At 57.9% G+C, this 23,343-nt stretch carries 18 protein-coding genes; 11 read left to right on the forward strand and 7 right to left on the reverse strand.

What is annotated here, in order from left to right:
• Position 1: 1 nt before the first annotated feature.
• Positions 2–778 carry an acetylglutamate kinase gene (gene argB, locus GNG26_RS21550; RefSeq protein ID WP_156240029.1) on the reverse strand — a complete coding sequence of 259 codons (777 nt, stop codon included), beginning with the start codon at positions 776–778 and terminating at the stop codon, positions 2–4.
• Between the two features lie 6 nt (positions 779–784).
• Entirely contained in the window at positions 785–1,789 is a 1,005-nt protein-coding gene (gene argC, locus GNG26_RS21555; RefSeq protein ID WP_156240030.1) for an N-acetyl-gamma-glutamyl-phosphate reductase, read from the reverse strand.
• A gap of 88 nt (positions 1,790–1,877) precedes the next feature.
• On the opposite strand from argC, the gene argE reads away from it, so the two are divergent.
• From argE to GNG26_RS21580, 5 genes are all read left to right on the forward strand, one after another.
• Complete coding sequence (gene argE / locus GNG26_RS21560; RefSeq protein ID WP_156240031.1) at positions 1,878–3,029, forward strand: acetylornithine deacetylase; 1,152 nt, start codon at positions 1,878–1,880, stop codon at positions 3,027–3,029.
• A gap of 247 nt (positions 3,030–3,276) precedes the next feature.
• Positions 3,277–5,928 (forward strand): phosphoenolpyruvate carboxylase, encoded by a 2,652-nt coding sequence (gene ppc, locus GNG26_RS21565; RefSeq protein ID WP_114316393.1) that lies wholly within the window; start codon positions 3,277–3,279, stop codon positions 5,926–5,928.
• A gap of 100 nt (positions 5,929–6,028) precedes the next feature.
• Entirely contained in the window at positions 6,029–6,799 is a 771-nt protein-coding gene (locus GNG26_RS21570; RefSeq protein WP_103825234.1) for an AraC family transcriptional regulator, read from the forward strand.
• 128 nt (positions 6,800–6,927) lie between these two features.
• A complete protein-coding gene (gene fsa, locus GNG26_RS21575; RefSeq protein WP_156240032.1) occupies positions 6,928–7,590 on the forward strand; it encodes a fructose-6-phosphate aldolase in 663 nt (220 codons plus the stop codon).
• A 12-nt stretch (positions 7,591–7,602) separates the two neighbouring features.
• A complete protein-coding gene (locus GNG26_RS21580) occupies positions 7,603–8,700 on the forward strand; it encodes a glycerol dehydrogenase (protein ID WP_156240033.1) in 1,098 nt (365 codons plus the stop codon).
• A gap of 122 nt (positions 8,701–8,822) precedes the next feature.
• Here the strand turns inward: GNG26_RS21580 and katG are convergent, their stop codons facing one another.
• The 4 genes from katG to metB all read right to left on the reverse strand — a co-directional run bounded on the left by katG (position 8,823) and on the right by metB (position 15,832).
• Positions 8,823–10,994, reverse strand: a complete 2,172-nt coding sequence (katG, locus tag GNG26_RS21585) for a catalase/peroxidase HPI (protein WP_103825237.1) — start codon at positions 10,992–10,994, stop codon at positions 8,823–8,825.
• 144 nt (positions 10,995–11,138) lie between these two features.
• Complete coding sequence (metF, locus tag GNG26_RS21590; RefSeq protein ID WP_032615268.1) at positions 11,139–12,029, reverse strand: methylenetetrahydrofolate reductase; 891 nt, start codon at positions 12,027–12,029, stop codon at positions 11,139–11,141.
• A 207-nt stretch (positions 12,030–12,236) separates the two neighbouring features.
• Positions 12,237–14,669 carry a bifunctional aspartate kinase/homoserine dehydrogenase II gene (locus GNG26_RS21595; RefSeq protein WP_103825238.1) on the reverse strand — a complete coding sequence of 811 codons (2,433 nt, stop codon included), beginning with the start codon at positions 14,667–14,669 and terminating at the stop codon, positions 12,237–12,239.
• A 2-nt stretch (positions 14,670–14,671) separates the two neighbouring features.
• Entirely contained in the window at positions 14,672–15,832 is a 1,161-nt protein-coding gene (gene metB, locus GNG26_RS21600; protein ID WP_103177499.1) for a cystathionine gamma-synthase, read from the reverse strand.
• A 278-nt stretch (positions 15,833–16,110) separates the two neighbouring features.
• On the opposite strand from metB, the gene metJ reads away from it, so the two are divergent.
• Positions 16,111–16,428 carry a met regulon transcriptional regulator MetJ gene (gene metJ, locus GNG26_RS21605; RefSeq protein WP_015966498.1) on the forward strand — a complete coding sequence of 106 codons (318 nt, stop codon included), beginning with the start codon at positions 16,111–16,113 and terminating at the stop codon, positions 16,426–16,428.
• A gap of 48 nt (positions 16,429–16,476) precedes the next feature.
• Here the strand turns inward: metJ and rpmE are convergent, their stop codons facing one another.
• Positions 16,477–16,689: a 50S ribosomal protein L31 gene (rpmE, locus tag GNG26_RS21610; RefSeq protein ID WP_103177500.1), complete on the reverse strand. Its 213-nt coding sequence runs from the start codon at positions 16,687–16,689 to the stop codon at positions 16,477–16,479.
• Positions 16,690–16,890: 201 nt separating this feature from the next.
• On the opposite strand from rpmE, the gene priA reads away from it, so the two are divergent.
• The 5 genes from priA (at position 16,891) to hslU (ending at position 23,292) form a co-directional block, all read left to right on the forward strand.
• Positions 16,891–19,086 (forward strand): primosomal protein N', encoded by a 2,196-nt coding sequence (priA, locus tag GNG26_RS21615; protein WP_156240034.1) that lies wholly within the window; start codon positions 16,891–16,893, stop codon positions 19,084–19,086.
• A 134-nt stretch (positions 19,087–19,220) separates the two neighbouring features.
• Positions 19,221–20,246 carry a DNA-binding transcriptional regulator CytR gene (cytR, locus tag GNG26_RS21620; RefSeq protein ID WP_156240035.1) on the forward strand — a complete coding sequence of 342 codons (1,026 nt, stop codon included), beginning with the start codon at positions 19,221–19,223 and terminating at the stop codon, positions 20,244–20,246.
• A gap of 93 nt (positions 20,247–20,339) precedes the next feature.
• Positions 20,340–21,326, forward strand: coding sequence for a cell division protein FtsN (ftsN, locus tag GNG26_RS21625; protein WP_156240036.1), 987 nt, complete (start codon positions 20,340–20,342; stop codon positions 21,324–21,326).
• A gap of 94 nt (positions 21,327–21,420) precedes the next feature.
• The gene (hslV, locus tag GNG26_RS21630) at positions 21,421–21,951 is read left to right on the forward strand and encodes an ATP-dependent protease subunit HslV (RefSeq protein WP_032615282.1); all 531 of its coding nucleotides are present in this window, start codon (positions 21,421–21,423) and stop codon (positions 21,949–21,951) included.
• Positions 21,952–21,960: 9 nt separating this feature from the next.
• On the forward strand, positions 21,961–23,292 hold the full coding sequence (hslU, locus tag GNG26_RS21635; RefSeq protein WP_103177504.1) for an HslU--HslV peptidase ATPase subunit: 1,332 nt from the start codon (positions 21,961–21,963) through the stop codon (positions 23,290–23,292).
• The last annotated feature ends 51 nt before the right edge of the window (positions 23,293–23,343 follow it).

Genomic DNA, 23,343 nt, shown 5'->3' on the forward strand with positions numbered 1-23,343 from the left:
CTTACGCTAAAATACGCGTGCCAATCGGCGTGCCGTTAAACAGCGCCGGAAGCTGCTCCGCGTGACGCCAGGAGGCGATATCCACCGGGCGACCCAGCGTGCGCGCCGCATCCAGCGCGGCGTTCACTTTGACGATCATCCCGTCGGTAATAATGCCCTGCTCGATCAGCTGCTCGGCTTTTGCCGCGGTCATCTCCGCAATGCGCTGGCCTTTGCCGTCCAGAATGCCGCTCACGTCGGAGAGCAGGATCAGGTCTGCGCCCAGCGTTGCCGCCAGGGCGGTTGCCGCCTGGTCAGCGTTGACGTTCATCAGTTGCCCCTCTTCGGTCACACCGATAGAGCTGACGACAGGCAGGAAACTGCCTTCCAGCAGCGTATTGATCAGTTTTGGCGAACCCGGCTGGGCCAGGCCAACGTGGCCAAGCTCTTCGTCAAGCTGGGTCACCTTAACGCTGTCGCCATCGCCCAGGTAGAGACCGACAGAGGCGATATGGTGTTTCTTCGCCCATGCCAGCAGGGTTTTGTTTGCCGTCCCCGCCAGCGCACCGGTAATGATGTCGATCTGATCGGCAGGCGTCACGCGCAGGCCGTTCTTCTTTTTCACCGGCAGGTTCAGGCCTTTCATTAACTCATCGACCACACAGCCGCCGCCGTGAACAATCACCAGCGGGCGTTGATGTGATTCGCGATAGTTGACCAGCGCGGTAAACAGACGCTCCAGCGCCTCTTCGCTGTCCAGCAGTACACCACCAAGCTTGATAATTAATGGGTTCATCATCACACCTTAAATAAGAGACTGCGTTTCAGCATAGCCAAAACGAATATTTGCGCACTGCATTGCCTGGGCGGCAGCGCCTTTCAGTAAGTTATCTTCTGCGGCCACCACAATCAGGTGCTCGCCCTGCACGGCAAAACCGATGTCGCAGAACGGCAGGCCGACCACATTTTTCAGCGCGGGCACGCCTTTGTCATAGAGACGCACCAGCGGTTTATCCGCATACGCCTGGGTAAAGGCCTCGCTCACCTGCTCTTTGGTCACGCCAGGCTTCAGGCGGCAGGTGATGGTTTCGAGGATCCCACGCGGGAAACTGCCCAGGTGCGGTGTGAAAATCACATCCGCGCCCAGATGGGTAGTGATTTCCGGGTGATGGCGGTGGTTAAACACGCCATACGGCTGCAGGCTCACTTCGCAGAAGCTGTTGGAGATAGCCGCTTTGCGTCCTGCCCCGCTCACGCCGCTGGTGGCGTTGATCACCGGCCACTGGTTCAGATCCAGCAGACCCGCGTCGATCAACGGCTTCAGGGAGAGCTGCGCCGCAGTCGGGTAGCAACCCGGTACGGCAATCAGGTTCGCTTCTTTCAGTTTGTCTGCGCTCCACTCCGCCAGACCGTAGACTGCCTTTTCAAGCAGGTCCGGATGCTGATGGGTGAAACCGTAGTATTTTTCATAGAACGCGGCGTCGTTCACGCGGAACGCACCGGAGAGATCGAATACCACGCAACCGGCCGCCAGGAACTGCGGCGCCAGGTCGTGGCTGACTTCGTGAGCGGTGGCTAAAAAGACCACGTCCACGCCGTCGGTAAATTCGCTGATATCCGACATTGGCTGCAATGGCAGATCGACAATCCCTTTAAGCTGCGGATGTAAATCGGAAATTAACTTTCCTGCATCATTGCTTTGCGCTGAGACAGTCAAAGCGGTTATGGTCATATGAGGATGGCGATTCACGTAGCTTACAAGCTCTGCGCCCGCATAACCGCTAGCGCCTACAATCAGCGTATTCAACATCGGGTTCCTTTATGCTCAACGTTAATGTATTTTTATTCACATTTATTGCATGAATATTGATACTATCACGACCTAAGGTGTGTCAACAATGAAAATGAATTTACCGCCATTTATCGAGATCTACCGCGCCCTGATTGCCACGCCGTCCATCAGCGCAACGGAAGAAGCGCTGGATCAGAGTAATGAGACTTTAATCAATCTGCTGGCAGGCTGGTTCAGCGATCTCGGGTTTAAGGTGGAGGTTCAGCCGGTGCCGGGAACTCGTAACAAATTTAACCTGCTCGCCAGTACCGGAACCGGTGCGGGCGGCCTGCTGCTGGCAGGGCACACCGACACCGTGCCGTTTGACGATGGCCGCTGGACGCGCGACCCCTTCACCCTGACCGAGCACGACAACAAGCTCTACGGGCTGGGCACCGCCGACATGAAAGGCTTCTTCGCCTTTATCCTCGACGCGCTGCGTGACGTCGACGTGACCAAACTGAAAAAGCCGCTCTATATTCTGGCCACCGCCGACGAAGAGACCAGCATGGCCGGGGCACGCTACTTCTCGGAAAACACGGCGATTCGTCCGGATTGCGCCATCATCGGCGAGCCAACATCTCTGCAACCGATCCGCGCGCATAAAGGCCATATCTCCACGGCGGTGCGCGTGCTGGGCCAGTCCGGCCACTCCAGCGATCCGGCGCGCGGCGTTAACGCCATTGAACTGATGCACGACGCCATTGGCCGCATCATGACGCTGCGCGACAACCTGAAGGAGCGGTATCACTACGATGCCTTCACCGTTCCTTACCCGACGCTGAACCTCGGCAGCCTGCACGGTGGTGACGCCTCTAACCGTATCTGCGCCTGCTGTGAACTGCATATGGATATTCGCCCGCTGCCGGGCATGACCCTGAGCGACCTCGACGGCTTGCTGAACGAAGCGTTGGCCCCGGTGAGCGAGCGCTGGCCGGGCCGCCTGACGGTCTCTGAGCTGCATCCGCCAATCCCGGGTTACGAGTGCCCGCCGGACCATCAGCTGGTGGAAGTGGTGGAAAAACTGCTCGGCGAGAAAACCGACGTGGTGAACTACTGCACCGAAGCGCCGTTTATTCAGACCCTCTGTCCGACCCTGGTGCTTGGCCCAGGCTCCATCAACCAGGCCCACCAGCCGGATGAGTACCTGGAAACCCGCTTTATCAAGCCAACCCGCGAACTGATCGCTCAGGTTGTGCATCACTTCTGCTGGCATTAATGACTGTTCCCCTCTTTCGCGAGAGGGGAAAAATCTCATGATCTTCGTCACATTCTCATAAGCATCTCTTATCTGACGCAAAGCGAATTAAGTTTCGTAAATTGCCCCTATTTATTCGTTTGCTGAACCGTTTTCGCAGCAATTGACGACGGGGGTTTTACGTGGCTTTATAAAGGGAGATGACAAAATAATGTCCGCGAGATGGCTTTACGGGCATAAACAAAAATGATGGGGTGACTGGGTTTTTATGAACGAACAATATTCCGCGTTGCGTAGTAATGTCAGTATGCTCGGCAAGGTGCTGGGAGATACCATCAAGGATGCGTTGGGCGAGAACATTCTCGATCGCGTTGAAACAATCCGTAAGCTGTCTAAATCTTCCCGCGCGGGTAACGAAGCCAATCGTCAGGAGCTGCTCACCACGCTGCAGAACCTTTCCAACGACGAACTGCTCCCTGTTGCCCGTGCCTTCAGCCAGTTCCTGAACCTGGCAAACACCGCCGAGCAGTACCACAGCATTTCGCCAAATGGCGAAGGGGCCAGCAACCCGGAAGTGATTGCCCGCACGCTCAGAAAACTCAAGGACCAACCCGATCTTAACGAAGCCACCATCAAAAAGGCCGTCGAGTCCCTGTCGCTGGAGCTGGTGCTCACCGCCCACCCGACCGAGATCACCCGTCGTACCCTGATCCACAAAATGGTGGAAGTAAACAACTGCCTGAAGCAGCTGGATAACAAAGAGATCGCTGATTACGAACGTAACCAGCTGATGCGCCGTCTGCGCCAGCTGATTGCCCAGTCCTGGCATACCGATGAAATTCGTAAGCACCGCCCAAGCCCGGTTGACGAAGCCAAATGGGGCTTTGCGGTGGTGGAAAACAGCCTGTGGGAAGGGGTGCCAAACTACCTGCGCGAGCTGAACGAGCAGCTGGAAGAGAACCTCGGCTACCGCCTGCCGGTGGATTTTGTGCCGGTACGCTTCACCTCCTGGATGGGTGGCGACCGCGACGGCAACCCGAATGTGACTGCCGACATCACCCGCCACGTACTGCTGCTGAGCCGCTGGAAAGCCACCGACCTGTTCCTGAAAGATATTCAGGTGCTCATCTCTGAGCTGTCGATGGTTGAAGCCACGCCGGAACTGCGCGAGCTGGCTGGCGAAGAGGGTGCCAGCGAGCCGTACCGTTATCTGATGAAAAAGCTGCGCGGCCAGTTGCTGGCGACGCAGGCCTGGCTGGAAGCCCGCCTGAAAGGCCAGCGTCTGCCGAAGCCAGAAGGTCTGCTGAGCCAGAACGAGCAGCTCTGGGATCCGCTGTATGCCTGCTATAAATCGCTGCAGGCCTGCGGTATGGGCATCATCGCCAACGGCGAACTGCTCGACACCCTGCGCCGCGTGAAGTGTTTTGGCGTGCCGCTGGTACGTATCGACGTGCGTCAGGAGAGCACCCGTCACACCGAAGCGCTGGGCGAGCTGACCCGTTATCTCGGCATTGGCGACTATGAAAGCTGGTCAGAAGCTGACAAACAGGCCTTCCTGATCCGCGAGCTGAACTCCAAACGTCCGCTGCTGCCGCGCAACTGGGAGCCAAGCAACGAAACCCGCGAAGTGCTCAACACCTGCAAAGCGATCGTTGATGCGCCGAAAGGATCGGTGGCAGCCTATGTGATCTCCATGGCGAAGACTCCATCCGACGTGCTGGGCGTTCATCTGCTGCTGAAAGAAGCGGGCATCGACTATGCCCTGCCGGTGGCACCGCTGTTCGAAACCCTTGATGACCTGAACAACGCTAACGACGTGATGACCCAGCTGCTGAACATCGACTGGTATCGCGGCTTTATTCAGGGCAAACAGATGGTGATGATTGGCTATTCCGACTCCGCAAAAGACGCGGGCGTAATGGCAGCATCCTGGGCGCAGTATCAGGCGCAGGACGCACTGATCAAGACCTGCGAGAAAGCCGGTATTGAACTGACCCTGTTCCACGGTCGCGGCGGCTCTATCGGTCGTGGCGGTGCGCCAGCGCATGCGGCGCTGCTTTCCCAGCCGCCGGGCAGCCTGAAAGGCGGTCTGCGTGTGACCGAACAGGGCGAGATGATCCGCTTTAAGTACGGCCTGCCAGAAGTGACCATCAGCAGCCTGTCGCTCTACACCAGCGCGATCCTCGAAGCCAACCTGTTGCCGCCGCCAGAGCCGAAAGCCGCCTGGTGCCATATTATGGACGAGCTGTCGGACATCTCCTGCGATCTGTATCGCGGCTATGTGCGTGAAAACAAAGATTTCGTGCCTTACTTCCGTTCGGCTACACCGGAGCAGGAGCTGGGTAAACTGCCGCTCGGCTCCCGTCCGGCCAAGCGTCGCCCGACCGGTGGCGTAGAGTCTCTGCGTGCTATCCCGTGGATCTTCGCGTGGACGCAAAACCGCCTGATGCTCCCGGCCTGGCTGGGTGCCGGTGCCGCGCTGCAAAAGGTGGTGGACGACGGCAAGCAGAGCGAACTGGAGACCATGTGCCGCGACTGGCCGTTCTTCTCCACCCGTCTGGGCATGCTGGAGATGGTCTTCTCCAAAGTCGACCTGTGGCTGGCGGAATACTACGACCAGCGCCTGGTGAAACCGGAGCTGTGGACGCTGGGTAAAGAGCTGCGCGAACTGCTGGAAGGCGACATCAAAGTGGTGCTGGCTATCGCCAACGATTCCCACCTGATGGCCGATCTGCCGTGGATTGCGGAGTCTATCCAGCTGCGTAACATCTACACCGACCCGCTGAACGTTCTGCAGGCAGAGCTGCTGTACCGTTCGCGTAAAGCGGAAGAAGAGGGTCAGGAGCCAGACCCGCGCGTGGAACAAGCGCTGATGGTCACCATCGCGGGCGTTGCGGCGGGGATGCGTAACACCGGCTAATGGGTTCCGCCGGGTGGCGCTTGCGCTTACCCGGCCTACAAAGGCATCACGCAGGCCCGGCAAGCGCAGCACCGCCGGGCATTACCTCAGAACCTCCACTATGCACCACGATATCACCTCTATTCTGACTGACCTGATAAAGGGTACGCCGCCGCTGCGTCAGGTGCATTTTGCGCCTTTGGCCGAACGGGTTCCGCATACTTCTCCTCGTCTGGTCATTGTTCCTGAAGGCGAAACGCATGATGCGGTCTTCTCTTCCGTCGGGTTTATTGACGATCTTCCGTCCGTCACCCTACTCAGCATCAGCTTCGGTAAGCAGCAGCTGACGATTCAACTCCAGCGTGACAGCACCGTTTTATGCCAACAGCAGGTTGCCAGGCGCGGCCCGAGAACGGGTGCCTTTCTGCTGCAAACGCTCGCGGAGTTGCAGATGCAGCCGGATGAACAGGAGACGGCCAGACTGGTGGTGTTAAGCCTGCTAAGTCACTGCCGCGATCTACTGGGCAGCGATATCCACACCGCCTCCCGCAGCCGGGCGTTGTTCGAAGCCATTCGTCGCTATATCGAAGAACACCATGCCTCCCCACTTACCCGCGAGTCGGTGGCACAGGCGTTTTATATTTCACCGAACTACCTTTCTCACCTTTTTCAAAAGACCGGCAGCGTTGGGTTTAATGAATACCTGACCCACGTTCGTCTCGAACATGCCCGGCATTTGCTCAAAGGCTACGATCTGAAAATTAAAGATATCGCCGCGCATTGCGGCTTTGCCGACAGCAACTACTTCTGTCGACTGTTTCGCAGGCACACGGAGCGCTCGCCTTCGGAATATCGCCGCCAGTATCACAGCCAGCTCACTGCCAAAAACTAGCATTGTGATCGTCCTCTCACTTCGCTAAGGATCTTACATTTGTCCAGTATTTGGCAAATTTGACTTCTGGTTCACGCCATCTGGCCCGCCGTATCCTTAATTCATACCCGCTGACTTAAGGAAAAATAATGGAACTGTATCTGGATACCGCCAACGTGGCGGACGTTGAACGCCTTGCCCGCATCTTTCCCATTGCCGGTGTGACCACCAACCCGAGCATTATTGCCGCCAGCGGTGAGCCGCTCTGGGAAGTCCTGCCGCGCCTGCAGAACGTCATCGGCCCGCAGGGCATCCTGTTCGCCCAGACAATGAGCCGCGACGCCGAAGGGATGGTTGCCGAAGCCAGACGCCTGCGTAAAGCGATCCCCACTATTGTGGTCAAAATTCCGGTTACCGCTGAAGGGCTGGTCGCGATTAAAGCCCTTAAAAAAGAGGGCATTACTACGCTCGGCACCGCAGTTTACAGCGCCTCACAAGGTTTGCTGGCGGCGTTGGCCGGGGCGAAGTACATCGCGCCTTACGTCAATCGCGTGGATGCTCAGGGGGGCGACGGGATCCGCACGGTACAGGAGTTGCAAAGCCTGCTGGAAATGCATGCGCCAGAGAGCAGCGTGCTGGCCGCCAGTTTCAAAACGCCACGTCAGGCGCTGGACTGCCTGCTCGCCGGTTGTGAAGCGATCACCCTGCCGACTGATGTAGCGCAACAAATGCTCAATACGCCAGCGGTAGAGTCAGCCATAGACAAGTTTGAGCAGGACTGGAAAAACGCGTTTGGTAGCCTCAACCTGTAAAGGAGACATAGGATGGATCGTATTATTCAATCGCCTGGCAAATACATTCAGGGTGCAGATGTGCTCTCACGCCTCGGCGACTACCTGAAACCGCTGGCGGCGCGCTGGCTGGTGGTAGGCGATAAATTTGTGCTGGGCTTTGCGGAAGAGACGCTGTGTCAGAGTTTTAAACAGGCGGAACTGTACGTAGAAATCGCGCCATTTGGCGGCGAATGTTCGCAGAATGAGATCGACCGGCTGCGCAAGCTGGCGAAAAGTGCGGATTGCCAGGCAATCCTCGGCATCGGCGGCGGTAAAACGCTGGATACCGCCAAAGCGCTGGCGCATTTCATGGATGTCCCTGTCGCCATTGCCCCGACCATTGCCTCTACTGATGCACCCTGCAGCGCGCTTTCTGTTATCTACACCGACAGCGGGGAGTTTGATCGCTACCTGATGCTGCCGCATAACCCGAACATCGTGATTGTGGATACCAAAGTGGTGGCAGGGGCGCCTGCACGTCTGCTGGCAGCTGGCATCGGCGACGCGCTGGCAACCTGGTTTGAAGCCCGGGCCTGCTCACGCAGCGGCGCCACCACCATGGCGGGAGGCAAATGCACCCAGGCCGCGCTGGCACTGGCCGAGCTGTGCTACAACACCCTGATTGAAGAGGGTGAAAAAGCGATGCTGGCGGCAGAGCAGCATGTGGTGACTCCTGCCCTTGAGCGGGTCATTGAAGCCAACACCTATCTGAGCGGCGTCGGTTTTGAAAGCGGCGGGCTGGCAGCGGCGCACGCCATTCATAACGGCCTGACCGCTATACCGGATGCCCATCATTACTATCACGGCGAGAAAGTAGCGTTTGGTACGCTGACCCAGCTGGTGCTGGAGAATGCCCCGGTTGAAGAGATTGAAACCGTCGCGGCACTCTGCCACAGCGTAGGGTTGCCCATCACGCTGGCGCAGCTGGATATTACCGAAGATATCCCCGCCAAAATGCGCCTGGTGGCGACAGCAGCCTGTGCGAAAGATGAAACCATCCATAACATGCCGGGCGGGACAACGGCGGATCAGGTGTATGCCGCCTTGCTGGTGGCCGACCAGTACGGTCAGCGTTTTATGCAGGAATGAGAGTAGCCATCTTGCCCGGCGGCGCTGCGCTTGCACGGGCCTACAAATACGTAGGCCGGGTAAGGCGCAGCCGCCACCCGGCAAAGGGCAAAAAAATCCCCGCCGGAGCGGGGATTTTCTGTTTACAGCAGATCGAACCGGTCGAGGTTCATCACTTTCACCCATGCCGCGACAAAGTCGTTCACGAACTTCTCGTGGGCATCGCTGCTGGCGTAAACCTCCGCCAGGGCACGAAGCACGGAGTTAGAACCGAACACCAGATCGGCACGGCTCGCCAGATATTTGACTTCCCCGCTCATACGATCGCGCCCTTCGAACAGCTCGCTGGATTCATCGGTAGCTTTCCACTGCGTGCCCATATCCAGCAGATTGACGAAGAAGTCCGTGCTGAGTACGCCCACGCGGTCGGTAAAGACGCCGCTCTTACCGCCATCAAAGTTAGCACCCAGTACGCGCAGCCCGCCCAGCAACACCGTCATCTCTGGTGCGGTCAGCGTCAACTGCTGCGCTTTATCAATCAGCAACGATTCGGTGGTGGAGACATCGATCGCCGCCCGGTAGTTACGGAAGCCATCGGCAACCGGCTGCAGCAGCGTAAACATGCCAATATCGGTCTGATCCTGGCGCGCGTCGACACGGCCTGGCGTAAACGGTACGGTGATGTTGAAGCCCGCCGCTTTCGCCGCCTGCTCAACGCCCACCACACCGGCCAGCACAATGATGTCCGCCAGCGACGCTTTATGCGCCGATTTATAGATCCCTTCCAGCACCGGCAGTACGCGCGCGGCGACGGCGTTGACATCCCAGCTACGCTGCGGCGCCAGCGCCAGACGTGCGCCGTTGGCCCCGCCACGCTTATCGCCACCGCGGAAGGTGGAAGCCGACGCCCATGCCACCGACACCAGCTCGCTCACCGACAGGCCAGAAGCCGCAATGTCCGCCTTCAGGCTTTCGATATCTTCAGCGGTCGGGTGGAAGAACGGCTGCGGCAGCGGATCCTGCCAAATCAGCTCTTCTTTTGGCACTTCCGGTCCGATATAACGGGAAATCGGCCCCATATCACGGTGGGTCAGTTTGAACCACGCGCGGGCGAAGGCTTCGTTAAAGGCCTGCGGATCGTTGAGGAAGCGACGAGAAATTTTGTCGAATTCCGGATCGAAACGCAGCGTCAGGTCGGTCACCAGCATGGTCGGTTTACGTTTTTTCGACGGGTCGAAGGGATCCGGCATGATTTCCGGCGCATTCGACGCTTCGAACTGGATAGCACCAGCCGGACTGCGGGTTTGCACCCAGTCGTATTTGTAGAGGTTCTCGAAGAAGTAGTTGCTCCACTGGGTCGGCGTCTGGGACCAGATCACCTCCAGGCCGGAGGTAATGGCGTCTGCCCCGATACCGGTACCATGGGTGCTGGCCCAGCCCAGGCCCTGAGCCTCAAGCGGGCCGCCTTCCGGATCGACACCCACATGGCTGGCTTCCCCTGCCCCGTGGGTTTTACCCAACGTATGGCCGCCTGCGATCAGCGCGACGGTCTCTTCATCGTTCATCCCCATGTTGCCAAAGGTAGCGCGGATCGCCGCCGCCGCCGACAGCGGTTCGCCGCTGGCGTTTGGCCCTTCCGGGTTCACGTAGATCAGCCCCATCTCGGTGGCACCAATGGCGCTTTTCGCCAGGCTTTCCGGGTGACGATGCTCCAGCCAGGCTTTCTCATCGCCCCAGTTAACGTCCAGATCGGGTTCCCAGACATCTTCGCGTCCGGCACCAAAGCCGAAGGTTCTGAAGCCGGAATTCTCCAGCGCCACGTTGCCCGCAAGGATAAACAGGTCGGCCCAGGAGATTTTCTGGCCATATTTTTGTTTGATCGGCCACAGCAGACGACGCGCCTTATCGAGGCTGACGTTGTCCGGCCAGGAGTTAAGCGGAGAAAAACGCTGTTGACCGCGGCCTGCGCCGCCGCGCCCGTCTACAGAGCGATAGGTGCCCGCGCCGTGCCACGCCATGCGAATGAACAGACCGGCATAGCTGCCCCAGTCTGCAGGCCACCACGGTTGAGAATCGGTCAGGAGCGCTTTCAGATCGCCTTTCAGAGCGGAGTAATCCAGCTTGCTGAATTCTTTGCGGTAGTTGAAGTCTTTGCCTAGCGGGTTGGAACGTTCGGAATGCTGGTTGAGAAGATCAATACGAAGTTGTTTAGGCCACCAGTCCCGGCTGTTGGTGCCGGCACCTGCACTTTTGTCATAACTGCCCTGATGGAAAGGGCACTTACCTGAATTCTGGTTCTCGTCGGACGTACTCATCGCTCTGCTCCCTCTATGGTTTTATCGTTAGGATATACACCACCGGGAATAAGAGATAATTGAAACAATCCACAGATTTGATAGTTAATACCGTTGTTATCCACCTGAAATATAAAAGCCCTCATATTATTGAGGGCTTCGTCTTTACAGACCCGGGCGAACCCCTAACGTGTGGCAGATCGCGTAGCTCATTTCGGCGCGGTTGAGGGTATAGAAATGGAAATCCTTCACCCCTTCACGGCTTAAAATCTTCACCATATCCATGGCGATGCTGGCACCCACCAGCTTGCGGGTTTCGGCGTCATCGTCCAGGCCTTCATACATCTTCGCCATCCAGTGCGGGATGCGCACGTTGGTCATGTCGGCAAATTTCTTGGCCTGCTTAAAGTTAGAAACCGGCAGGATGCCAGGGATAATTTCCACGTCGATACCGGCGGAGACGCAGCGGTCGCGGAAGCGCAGATAGCTTTCAACATCAAAGAAAAACTGGGTGATGGCGCGATTGGCACCCGCATCCACTTTGCGTTTCAGGTTGAGCAGATCCGCCTGGGCGCTTTTCGCTTCCGGGTGCACTTCCGGGTAAGCCGCCACGGAGATGTCGAAATCGCCCACCTCTTTCAGCAGCGCCACCAGATCGGTCGCGTACATATCCGGCTTACCGCTGCCCGGCGGCAGGTCGCCACGCAGGGCCACGATGTGGCGGATGCCGTTGTTCCAGTAATCCTGGGCAATGGTGCGCAGCTCGTCGCGGGTGGCGTCGATACAGGTCAGATGCGGGGCAGCTTCCAGACCGGTACGATCCTTAATACCTTTAATGATGCTGTGCGTGCGGTCGCGCTCGCCGGAGTTGGCGCCGTAGGTCACGGAGACAAATTTGGGTTTCAGGCTGCTCAGGCGATCGATAGAGGCCCACAGGGTCTGCTCCATTTCACTGGTGCGCGGCGGGAAAAATTCAAAAGAGACGTTAATCTGGCCGTTTACTTCTGCCAGGCTCTGATTCAGGGCTTCCCGCTGGTTGGCGTGAAAAAAGCTCATACCTTACCTCATCAATCGCGTGTCGTTGTTTGTTATGCTTCGAACTTCTATACGTTTAGACGTCCAGATGTAAAAATGACGGAAAAGCGGACTGGCGTCAACTGAAAATATCACCATTGACGGTGAGGAATGCTCAGGGAAGGTGAAAAAAGTTCAGGATGGGAAAAAAGAAGGCCCGGTAAGCGTTGCGCCACCGGGCATAGGGCTTTACAGCAGCTGCGCCAGACGGTTGATATCGGACTGGATCGCCCCGGCGGTCACGTCGCGGCCCGCGCCTGGGCCACGGATCACCAGCGGGTTATCGCGATACCAGCGGCTTTCGATGGCAAAGACGTTATCGCACGGCAGCAGCGCCGCCAGCGGATGTTCCGGGCGGACAGCCTCAACCCCAACGCGCGCCTTGCCGTTGGCATCGAAACGCGCCACGTAGCGCAGCACCAGACCCATTTCGCGCGCCGCTTCCAGCCGCTGTAGCATCTGCTCGTTCAGCGCTTCACCGTTCTCGAAGAAGTGATCGACAGACCCCTCTTCGCAGCCCGCCGGCACCAGCGACTCCACGCGCACCTGATTCGGCTCGATGTCGTAGCCCGCTTCACGCGCCAGGATCACCAGCTTACGCATCACGTCTTTGCCGGAGAGGTCAACGCGCGGGTCGGGCTCGGTCAGCCCCTGCTGCCACGCCTGATCCACCAGGTCGGTGAAGGGCACGGTGCCATCAAACTGCAGGAACAGCCAAGAGAGCGTCCCGGAGAAGATACCGCTGATCGCCAGAATGCTGTCGCCGCTATCGATCAGATCGCGCACGGTGTGGTTCACCGGCAGACCGGCGCCGACGGTGGCGTTGTAGAGCCAGTGACGGCCCGTTTTTTCAAAGGCGTCGTGGATCTGACGATAGTTGCGGGTGTTGCTGGCCCCCGCCAGTTTGTTAGCGCTGATGACGTGGAAGCCGTGGCTGGCGAAATCAAGATACTGATCGGCCAGCTGCTCGCTGGCGGTCACATCCAGCACCACCAGATCATCATAGGGGTGGGCGCGCATCCACAGGAACAGCGACTCTTCATCCTGCTCGATGGCCTCATCGTTGAAGAAGGCCAGCGCACGGCTGGCGTCCAGCCCTTCATAACTGAGCAGGCTGCGGCGACTGTCCACCACGCCCGCCAGTACAAATTCAAAACCGGTACGCGCCGAGAGCGTGGTTTGCTCGCGGGCAAACAGCTCCAGCCAGCGGGAACCGATATTCCCTTTCCCAAACAGCATCAGACCGATGCGTTTTTCGGCGCGGAACAGCGACTGGTGCAGGCCCTGGATCAGACTCTCGGTAGGCCCGGTACGCATCACCGCCACCAGGCTGATGCCCTCCTCGGACTGCCAGGTAAATTCAACCGGCTGCCCTTTCAGCTGCTGCCAGAAACGGTGGCAGTGCAGCGGGTTACGGGTGACGCCCGCGCCCACCATCGCAATCAGCGCCAGCCCCTGACGCAGACGAAGCTCGCCCGGCAGACCCGCTTCATCGAGAATCTTCAGCGCGCTGTCGGCCACTTCGGCGGTGTAGCAGAACTGCAGCAGGTGACGATCGGTATGCACCCCCACGGCCAGCGGGCGCACCTGGGCACGCTTGAGGATCAAGTCGATCTCTTTATGCGCCAGTTTGAAATCCTGACCAGCAGGAACGAGGAACTCAATCAGGCAGATATCGTCATGGCTGGTGACAATACGCGCCCCGGTGCCGGAAGCCAGCACGCGCTCAATGCGGGTGGAACCCTGATCCGGCGTATAGCTACAGCGCAACTGCAGATCGATATCGCTGCCGGAAACCGGCTGCAGGGTACGGGCGTGGAGAACCGGGGCCGCCAGACGGGCCAGCTCGCTGGCTTCATCGAGACGCAGCAGCGGCAGCAGGCAGGCATCTTTAACCTTGCGCGGGTCGGCGCTATAGACGCCCGCCACGTCGCTCCAGATGGTGACGCGCGACACACCGGCCAGCGCACCAATCTGCGTTGCCGAGTAGTCGGAGCCGTTACGCCCCAGCAGCACGGTTTCACCCGCGTTGCTGCGGCTGATAAAGCCGGTCACGACAATACGTTTATTCGGATGCTGCACCAGCAGTTGCTGGAGCAGCGGATAAGAGAGGCCTTCATCAACCTGCGGCTGAGCGCCACGCTCGGCACGCAGGAAGTCCCGCGCGTCCAGCCATGCGGCCTCCAGCCCCTGCTGTTGCAGAACCGCCGCCATCAGACGGGCAGACCAGACTTCACCGTGGCCCACGACCTCGGCGTAAACGGCATCGGTCACGCCGCTGTCGAGTAACGCGGCCAGCCGCTCCAGATCCTGGATAAAGTTGCTGATCAGGCCATCGGCCACGTCGGCAGGCAGTAACCCGGCGATCAATTCACTCTGATAACGGCGTAACGCTTGTTGAACCTGATGCGCAGAGAGACGATCGGTCTGGCTTAACTTCAGCCAACTAATCAACTGGTTGGTGGTGCTGCCCGCCGCAGAGACAACCATCATGTCCCCCGGCATCGAATACTCTGCCATGATCCCCGCGACCCGCAGGTAACATTTCACATCAGCAAGACTACTACCACCAAACTTGTGCAGCTGACGACCCTTCGCCCCTGCCTGCGCTATCACACTCATGATTACCCCTTGGCTGCGATCCGGAAGCCATTTTCCAGATCGGCAATTAAATCTTCACAATCTTCAATACCGGTTGAGATACGCAACAGCGTCTCGGAGATCCCGGCGGCGGCACGCGCTTCTGGCGCCATGCCTGCGTGCGTCATGGTGGCGGCGTGGGAGATCAAACTTTCAACCCCACCTAAAGATTCCGCCAGCGTAAACAGTGACAGCCCGCTCAGGAAGCGACGTAGCGTCTGCTCATCGCCATCCAGCTCAAAACTTAACATCGCGCCAAAACCCTTTTGTTGACGCGCAGCAATCTCGTGCCCCTGATTCTCCGGCAGCGACGGGTGATAAAGCTTTTTCACCAGCGGCTGGGTCTTCAGGAAATCGACAATCGCCTGGGCATTACGCTGCGCCACATCCATACGCGGCGACAGGGTGCGCAGACCACGCAGCAGCAGATAGCTGTCGAACGCGCTGCCGGTGACGCCGATGTTATTCGCCCACCATGCCAGTTCGGTGACAACCTCCGGATCTTTCGCAATCACCACCCCGGCAACCACGTCCGAGTGGCCGTTCAAATATTTGGTGCATGAATGCAATACCAGGTCTGCTCCCAGTGCCAGCGGGTTCTGTAGCGCCGGACTGAGGAAGGTATTATCCACTACACTTATCGCTCCCGCATCCCTTGCAAGCTGACAAATTTTTGCAATGTCCACGACGCGCAGCAGCGGATTGCTCGGACTTTCGATTAATACCAGCTTCGGTTTTTCTGCCAGCGCCTGTTTCAGCGCCTGCTCATCACCCTGATCGACAAACAGCACGCGATAGCAACCGCGCTTCGCCAGGCTGTCAAACAGGCGGTAGCTGCCGCCATAACAGTCGTGCGGGGCCACCAGCAGATCGCCCGGTTTCAGGAACACCGTGGTCACCAGGTGAATAGCCGACATGCCGGTATTGGTCATCACCGCACCTGCGCCACCTTCCAGCTCCGCCAGCGCGCGCTGGGTGACATCACGCGTAGGGTTACCACGGCGCGAGTAGTCATGGGCGCGAGGTTCATTAAATCCGGTGAAGTTATAGGTACTGGAGAGATGAATCGGCGGGACAACGCAGCCGTACTGTTCGTCATCATTCAATCCGCTACGCACTGCGATGGTGGCCTGTTTACGCGTCATGGTGAAGGCTTCCTGGCTTAATGGATGAAAAGTCAGGCACCAGAGTAAACATTGATTATATGGACGTCAATACATCTGGACATCTAAACTTCTTTGCGTATAGATTGAGCAATGCGCAAATAGCCGTTAAAATTATATGCTTTAGCGCATACCGCAGAGGCAATATCCGTGTCACAACGGCATCTCTACGGTAAACTACGCGCGATTATGGCTCGAACCCCGGCGAACCGCTGCGGTGTCAGCCTCATATTAATGACAGAGAGGATTAAAGGTATCTCATGGCTGAATGGAGCGGCGAATATATCAGCCCATACGCTGAGCACGGTAAGAAGAGTGAACAAGTAAAAAAAATTACGGTTTCCATTCCTCTGAAGGTGTTAAAGATCCTCACCGATGAACGCACGCGTCGTCAGGTGAATAACCTGCGTCACGCTACCAACAGCGAACTGCTGTGCGAAGCGTTCCTGCACGCGTTTACCGGTCAACCGTTGCCGAACGATGAAGACCTGCGCAAAGAGCGTAGCGATGAAATTCCGGAAGAGGCAAAGGTGATCATGCGTGAGCTGGGTATCGACCCGGAGACGTGGGAATACTGATTTACAGATACAAAAAAAGCGCCTTGCGGCGCTTTTTTTTCGGGAAACTTACTTGGAACCCGGGATGCTGAAACGCTTGTTGAAGCGGTCAACACGGCCACCGGTTGCAACGTCACGCTGCTTACCAGTGTAGAACGGGTGGCACTGGCCGCACACGTCCAGGTTCAGATCGTGACCCACGGTGGAGCGGATCTGGATAGAGTTACCGCAAGAGCAGTTTGCAGTAATCATTTCGTATTTAGGATGGATATCTTTTTTCATGGGAGAACCTCAGTTAAGGCCGCGTCGCTCTTCCAGCCCTAACGCCAGACACCACGCGATGTTGAATGTAAGTTCTTTGATGCAAAGTGCACCAAAGGCGGCGAATCATACAGAATTTAACCAGGGTATGCAAACTGATCCGCACGCCGCCTTTCACTAATGTGTATACTAACGCGCCACTTTTCAAGTCAGGAAGATTCGATGCCCGTTGCTCACGTTGCCCTGCCCGTTCCGCTTCCCCGTACCTTTGACTACCTGCTGCCAGACAACATGCAGGCTGAGGCGGGCTGTCGCGTGAATGTGCCGTTTGGCAAACAGCAGCGGGTGGGTATTGTCGTCTCCGTAAGCCAGCACAGCGAGTTACCTCTCAGTGAACTCAAAAGCGTGGTCGAGGTGCTGGACAGCGAACCGGTCTTTTCCGCCAGCGTCTGGCGACTGCTCCTGTGGGCGGCCGACTATTATCATCATCCCATTGGTGATGTGCTGTTTCACGCCTTACCCATTCTGCTGCGACAGGGCAAAAGCGCCAGCCATGCGCCGATGTGGTACTGGTTTGCCACCGAGCAGGGGCAGGCGGTAGATATTAATAGCCTGAAACGCTCCCCGAAACAGCAGCAGGCACTGGCGGCGTTACGCCAGGGCAGGATCTGGCGTCATCAGGTTGAGAACCTCGACTTTAACGACGCGGCGCTCCAGAGCTTACGTAAAAAAGGGCTGAGCGAAATGGCCTGCGAAGCGCCGGCGCTTATCGACTGGCGCGACGGCTTTAGCGTCGCGGGCGACCGTCTGCGGCTCAATACCGAACAGGCGACCGCCGTTGGGACGATCCACAGCGCGTCCGATCGCTTTTCAGCCTGGCTGCTGGCAGGCGTGACCGGTTCCGGTAAAACTGAAGTCTATCTGAGCGTACTGGAAAATGTACTGACTCAGGGCAAGCAGGCGCTGGTGATGGTGCCGGAAATCGGCCTGACCCCGCAGACCATCGCCCGTTTTCGCGAGCGCTTTAACGCCCCGGTCGAGGTGCTGCACTCCGGCTTAAACGACAGCGAGCGCCTCAGCGCCTGGCTGAAAGCGAAAAATGGCGAAGCGGCAATCGTGATTGGCACCCGCTCATCCCTGTTTACACCCTTTAAAAATCTCGGGGTGATCGTCATCGACGAAGAGCACGACAGCTCTTATAAACAGCAGGAGGGCTGGCGATATCACGCCCGCGACCTGGCGGTCTATCGCGCCCACAGCGAACAGATCCCAATCATTCTCGGCTCCGCGACCCCTGCGCTGGAGACGCTGCACAATGTGCGCCAGCGAAAATACCATCTATTACGCCTGACGCGGCGGGCGGGTAATGCCCGTCCTGCCATGCAGCACGTACTGGATCTGAAAGGTCAGCCGGTGCAGGCCGGGCTAGCCCCGGCGCTGATCGCCCGCATGCGCCAGCATCTGCAGGCCAACAACCAGGTGATCCTGTTTCTCAACCGGCGCGGTTTTGCCCCGGCGCTGCTGTGCCACGACTGCGGCTGGATCGCTGAATGCCCGCGCTGCGATCACTACTATACCCTGCATCAGGCCCAGCATCATTTGCGCTGTCACCACTGCGACAGCCAGCGACCGGTGCCGCGCCAGTGTCCTTCCTGCGGCTCGACCCATATGGTGCCGGTCGGTCTGGGCACCGAGCAGCTGGAGCAGGCGCTGACCCCCTTCTTCCCGGGCGTGGCTATCTCACGTATCGACCGCGACACCACCAGCCGCAAAGGCGCCCTTGAGCAACAGCTGGCGGAAGTGCATCGCGGCGGGGCGCGGATCCTGATCGGTACCCAGATGCTGGCGAAAGGGCACCACTTCCCGGACGTGACCCTGGTGGCGCTGCTGGATGTCGACGGGGCGCTCTTCTCGGCTGATTTCCGCTCCGCGGAGCGCTTTGCCCAGCTCTATACCCAAGTGGCAGGCCGTGCCGGGCGCGCCGGTAAACAGGGCGAGGTGGTGCTACAAACCCACCACCCCGAGCATCCGCTGCTGCAAACCTTGCTGCATAAAGGCTACGACGCCTTCGCCGAACAGGCGCTGGCGGAACGTCAGACCCTGCAACTCCCGCCGTGGACCAGCCATGTGATTATCCGCGCCGAGGATCACAACAACCAGCAGGCGCCGCTGTTCCTCCAGCAACTGCGCAACCTGCTGCAGGCCAGCCCGCTGGTGGATAATCAGCTGTGGATTTTAGGTCCGGTTCCGGCCCTGGCCCCCAAACGCGGCGGACGCTATCGCTGGCAAATCCTGCTACAACACCCTTCCCGGGTGCGGCTGCAGCATATCGTCAGCGGCACGCTGGCGTTGATTAACACCCTGCCGGAAGCGCGTAAAGTGAAGTGGGTCCTGGACGTTGATCCTATCGAAAGCTAAAAAAGGGTGGGAGGCGGATCGAAAAATTAAACACGACTCACACTTTTTATGAAAATTCTGTAACCGCTTCCATTCGCAATCTGATAAAACTGACACAGTCAGAAGTGCGGTGATACGCCTGCGAGGAGAAGAAGTTGAAGTCCAGGAAAGAGGTTGCCTCGGCGACCATGAAAGATGTTGCCCTGAAAGCAAAAGTCTCAACGGCAACGGTATCCCGAGCATTAATGAATCCCGACAAAGTCTCTCAGAGCACGCGTAACCGTGTAGAGCAGGCTGCGCTGGAGGTGGGTTATCTGCCCCAGGCTATGGGCCGTAACGTCAAACGGAACGAATCCCGCACCATTTTGGTCATTGTGCCCGACATCTGCGATCCCTTTTTCAGCGAAATCATTCGCGGTATCGAAGTGACCGCCGCCGCCCAGGGCTACCTGGTGCTGATTGGCGACTGCGCGCACCAGAATCAGCAGGAAAAGACCTTCATTGACCTGATTATCACCAAGCAGATCGACGGCATGCTGCTGCTCGGTTCCCGCCTGCCCTTTGATGCCAGCATTGAAGAGCAGCGCAATCTGCCGCCGATGGTGATGGCCAACGAGTTTGCCCCTGAGCTGGAGCTGCCTACCGTTCACATCGATAACCTCACCGCTGCCTTCAACGCCGTAAATTATCTCCAGGATCTGGGCCATAAACGCATCGGCTGTATCGCCGGACCGGAAGAGATGCCGCTGTGCCACTATCGCCTCCAGGGCTATGTTCAGGCGCTGCGCCGCACCGGGGCGACGGTGGACCCACACTATATCGCCCGGGGCGATTTTACCTATGCCGCAGGCGGCCTGGCGCTGGAAAAACTGCTGTCGCTGCCGCAACCGCCTACCGCCGTGTTCTGTCACAGCGACGTGATGGCGCTGGGCGCGCTCTCCTATGCCAAACGGCGCGGTCTGAAAGTGCCGAAAGACCTCTCAATCATCGGCTTCGATAATATTTCTCTGTCTGAATTTTGCGATCCTCCGCTCTCGACGGTGGCGCAACCCCGCTATGATATTGGCCGGGAAGCGATGCTGCTGTTACTGGATCAGCTGAACGGACAAACAGTTAGCAGCGGCTCCCGTTTACTGGACTGTGAATTGATCGTCAGAGGTTCAACCCAGGCCCTGACTTAAAGTAAACGCCTTTCAGACGTCCTCATCTGGTCAAAGGCCCGTCGCTTAAGTAACATGACGGGCTGACAAACGAAAAAATACAGCGAAACGATAGTGGCACAACGAGATTATGTACGTCGCGGCCAGCCGGCACCTTCGCGACGCAAAAAGAGTAGCTCACGGAAACCGCAACGCAGCAGCCTGCCCGCAGTCTCACCGGCTATGGTGGCGATCGCGGCGGCGGTCCTGGTGGCATTTATCGGCGGCCTCTGGTTCATTACGCACCATAAAAAAGAAGAAGCAGAAGCGCTGCAGGGCAATAAAGTGGTCGGCAATGGCTTGCCCCCTAAACCGGAAGAGCGCTGGCGCTATATTAAAGAGCTTGAGAGCCGCCAGCCGGGCGTGCGTGCGCCTACTGAACCCTCTGCCGGTGGCGAAGTGGTGGATCCTAACCAGTTAACCAACGAACAGCGCCAGCTGCTGGCACAGATGCAGGCCGATATGCGCCAGCAGCCGACCCAGCTCAATGAAGTGCCGTGGAATGAGCAGACGCCGGCACAGCGTCAGCAAACGCTGCAGCGTCAGCGCCAGGCGCAGCAGCAGGCTCAGCAGCAGCAACAGTGGGCGCAAAGCCAGACGGTACAGCAGCCGAAAGCGCAGCAGCGGGTGACGGAACAGCCGTACCAGCAGCCTAAGGTGGCACAGACGCAACCGGCGCAACAGCCGAAGACGCAGCCTGCGAAGCAAAATAGCAACACGCAGCCGTATCAGGATCTGCTGCAAACCCCTGCGCATACCACCGCGCAGCAGCCAAAAGCCGCGCCGGTCACCAAAGAGACCGAGGCACCAAAGCAGACGGCTGAGAAGAAAGACGAACGTCGCTGGATGGTGCAGTGCGGTTCCTTTAAAGGCGCAGAGCAGGCGGAAACCGTACGTGCCCAGCTGGCCTTTGAAGGCTTTGACTCACGCATTACCACCAATAACGGCTGGAATCGCGTAGTGATCGGCCCGGTTAAAGGCAAAGACAATGCCGATGGCACTATCAGCCGTCTGAAGATGGCAGGTCACACAAACTGCATTCGACTCGCTTCCGGGGGTTGAAACCCCCAAAATCCCCCCCATCTATCATTCTATTCAGCCCTGAGCACTGGCTCAGGGCCTCTATTTTCCGAATGTGTAACCAGGGGGTCTGCTCGTGACAACAATAGTAAGTGTACGCCGTAACGGCCAGGTGGTGATTGCCGGTGATGGCCAGGCCACGCTGGGTAATACCGTCATGAAAGGCAACGTGAAAAAAGTGCGTCGTCTGTATAACGACAAAGTGATCGCCGGTTTTGCGGGCGGCACTGCGGACGCCTTCACGCTGTTTGAGCTGTTTGAACGTAAACTGGAAATGCATCAAGGCCATCTGGTGAAAGCTGCCGTTGAGCTGGCGAAAGACTGGCGTACCGACCGTATGCTGCGCAAGCTGGAAGCACTGCTGGCGGTGGCCGATGAAAATGCCTCGCTGATCATCACCGGTAACGGTGACGTGGTGCAGCCAGAAAATGACCTGATTGCTATCGGTTCCGGTGGCCCGTACGCCCAGGCCGCCGCCCGCGCGCTGTTGGAAAACTCCGATCTGGGCGCACGCGATATCGCTGTGAAGGCGTTGGATATTGCAGGTGATATCTGCATCTATACCAACCACTTCCACACCATCGAAGAATTGCCGTCTAAGGCGTAAGGATTTCTCATGTCTGAAATGACCCCACGCGAAATTGTCAGCGAACTGAACAAACACATCATCGGCCAGGATAACGCCAAGCGTTCCGTGGCGATTGCCCTGCGTAACCGCTGGCGTCGTATGCAGCTGGATGAAGTGCTGCGCCATGAAGTGACGCCAAAAAACATTTTGATGATCGGCCCAACCGGTGTTGGTAAAACCGAAATCGCCCGTCGTCTGGCTAAACTGGCCAACGCGCCATTCATCAAAGTCGAAGCGACCAAGTTCACCGAAGTGGGCTATGTCGGTAAAGAAGTGGACTCTATCATCCGCGATCTGACCGATTCTGCCATTAAGATGGTCCGCGTCCAGTCCATCGAGAAAAACCGCTATCGCGCTGAAGAGATGGCGGAAGAGCGCGTGCTGGATGTGCTGATCCCACCGGCGAAAAACAACTGGGGCCAGGCAGAACAGCCTGCTGAGCCGTCCGCTGCGCGCCAGGCTTTCCGCAAAAAACTGCGTGAAGGCCAGCTGGATGACAAAGAGATTGAGATCGAGCTCGCCGCCGCGCCAATGGGCGTGGAAATTATGTCTCCGCCAGGTATGGAAGAGATGACCAGCCAGCTGCAGTCCATGTTCCAGAACCTGGGCGGGCAGAAGCAAAAGCCGCGTAAGCTGAAAATCAAAGACGCGATGAAGCTGCTGATTGAAGAAGAAGCGGCGAAGCTGGTAAACCCGGAAGAGCTGAAGCAGGACGCTATCGACGCGGTTGAACAGCACGGTATCGTGTTTATCGATGAGATCGATAAAATCTGTAAGCGCGGCGAATCCTCCGGCCCGGACGTTTCCCGTGAAGGCGTACAGCGCGACCTGCTGCCGCTGGTTGAAGGCTGCACCGTCTCCACCAAGCATGGCATGGTGAAAACCGATCACATTCTGTTTATCGCCTCTGGCGCGTTCCAGGTTGCCAAGCCGTCGGATCTGATCCCGGAACTGCAGGGCCGTCTGCCGATCCGCGTTGAGCTGCAGGCGCTGACTACCGAAGACTTCGAGCGCATCCTGACCGAACCAAACGCCTCCATCACCGTGCAGTACAAAGCGCTGATGGCGACCGAAGGGGTGAACATTGAGTTCACCGAAGATGGGATCAAGCGTATCGCCCAGGCCGCATGGCAGGTTAACGAAACCACCGAAAACATCGGTGCGCGTCGTCTGCATACCGTGCTGGAACGCCTGATGGAAGATATCTCTTATGATGCAAGCGACCTGAATGGTCAAAGCATTAAAATTGATGCCGACTATGTGAGTAAGCACCTTGATGCTTTAGTAGCAGATGAAGATCTGAGCCGTTTTATCCTATAATCGCGGCAATTGCATTTTCATCACAAATGATGGGGCTGAAAGGCCCCATTT

The organism is Leclercia sp. J807 (genome assembly GCF_009734465.1).
In the GTDB taxonomy this organism is placed as follows: domain Bacteria; phylum Pseudomonadota; class Gammaproteobacteria; order Enterobacterales; family Enterobacteriaceae; genus Enterobacter.

Bases quoted from the DNA above. Each gene is read 5' to 3' on its own strand.
- argE (WP_156240031.1), top strand. From the start codon at position 1,878: ATGAAAATGAATTTACCGCCATTTATCGAGATCTACCGCGCCCTGATT.
- GNG26_RS21595 (WP_103825238.1), bottom strand. From the start codon at position 14,669: ATGAGTGTGATAGCGCAGGCAGGGGCGAAGGGTCGTCAGCTGCACAAG.
- priA (WP_156240034.1), top strand. From the start codon at position 16,891: ATGCCCGTTGCTCACGTTGCCCTGCCCGTTCCGCTTCCCCGTACCTTT.
- GNG26_RS21580 (WP_156240033.1), top strand. From the start codon at position 7,603: ATGGATCGTATTATTCAATCGCCTGGCAAATACATTCAGGGTGCAGAT.
- argB (WP_156240029.1), bottom strand. From the start codon at position 778: ATGATGAACCCATTAATTATCAAGCTTGGTGGTGTACTGCTGGACAGC.
- ppc (WP_114316393.1), top strand. From the start codon at position 3,277: ATGAACGAACAATATTCCGCGTTGCGTAGTAATGTCAGTATGCTCGGC.
- metB (WP_103177499.1), bottom strand. From the start codon at position 15,832: ATGACGCGTAAACAGGCCACCATCGCAGTGCGTAGCGGATTGAATGAT.
- katG (WP_103825237.1), bottom strand. From the start codon at position 10,994: ATGAGTACGTCCGACGAGAACCAGAATTCAGGTAAGTGCCCTTTCCAT.
- rpmE (WP_103177500.1), bottom strand. From the start codon at position 16,689: ATGAAAAAAGATATCCATCCTAAATACGAAATGATTACTGCAAACTGC.
- metJ (WP_015966498.1), top strand. From the start codon at position 16,111: ATGGCTGAATGGAGCGGCGAATATATCAGCCCATACGCTGAGCACGGT.
- hslU (WP_103177504.1), top strand. From the start codon at position 21,961: ATGTCTGAAATGACCCCACGCGAAATTGTCAGCGAACTGAACAAACAC.
- GNG26_RS21570 (WP_103825234.1), top strand. From the start codon at position 6,029: ATGCACCACGATATCACCTCTATTCTGACTGACCTGATAAAGGGTACG.
- argC (WP_156240030.1), bottom strand. From the start codon at position 1,789: ATGTTGAATACGCTGATTGTAGGCGCTAGCGGTTATGCGGGCGCAGAG.
- metF (WP_032615268.1), bottom strand. From the start codon at position 12,029: ATGAGCTTTTTTCACGCCAACCAGCGGGAAGCCCTGAATCAGAGCCTG.
- fsa (WP_156240032.1), top strand. From the start codon at position 6,928: ATGGAACTGTATCTGGATACCGCCAACGTGGCGGACGTTGAACGCCTT.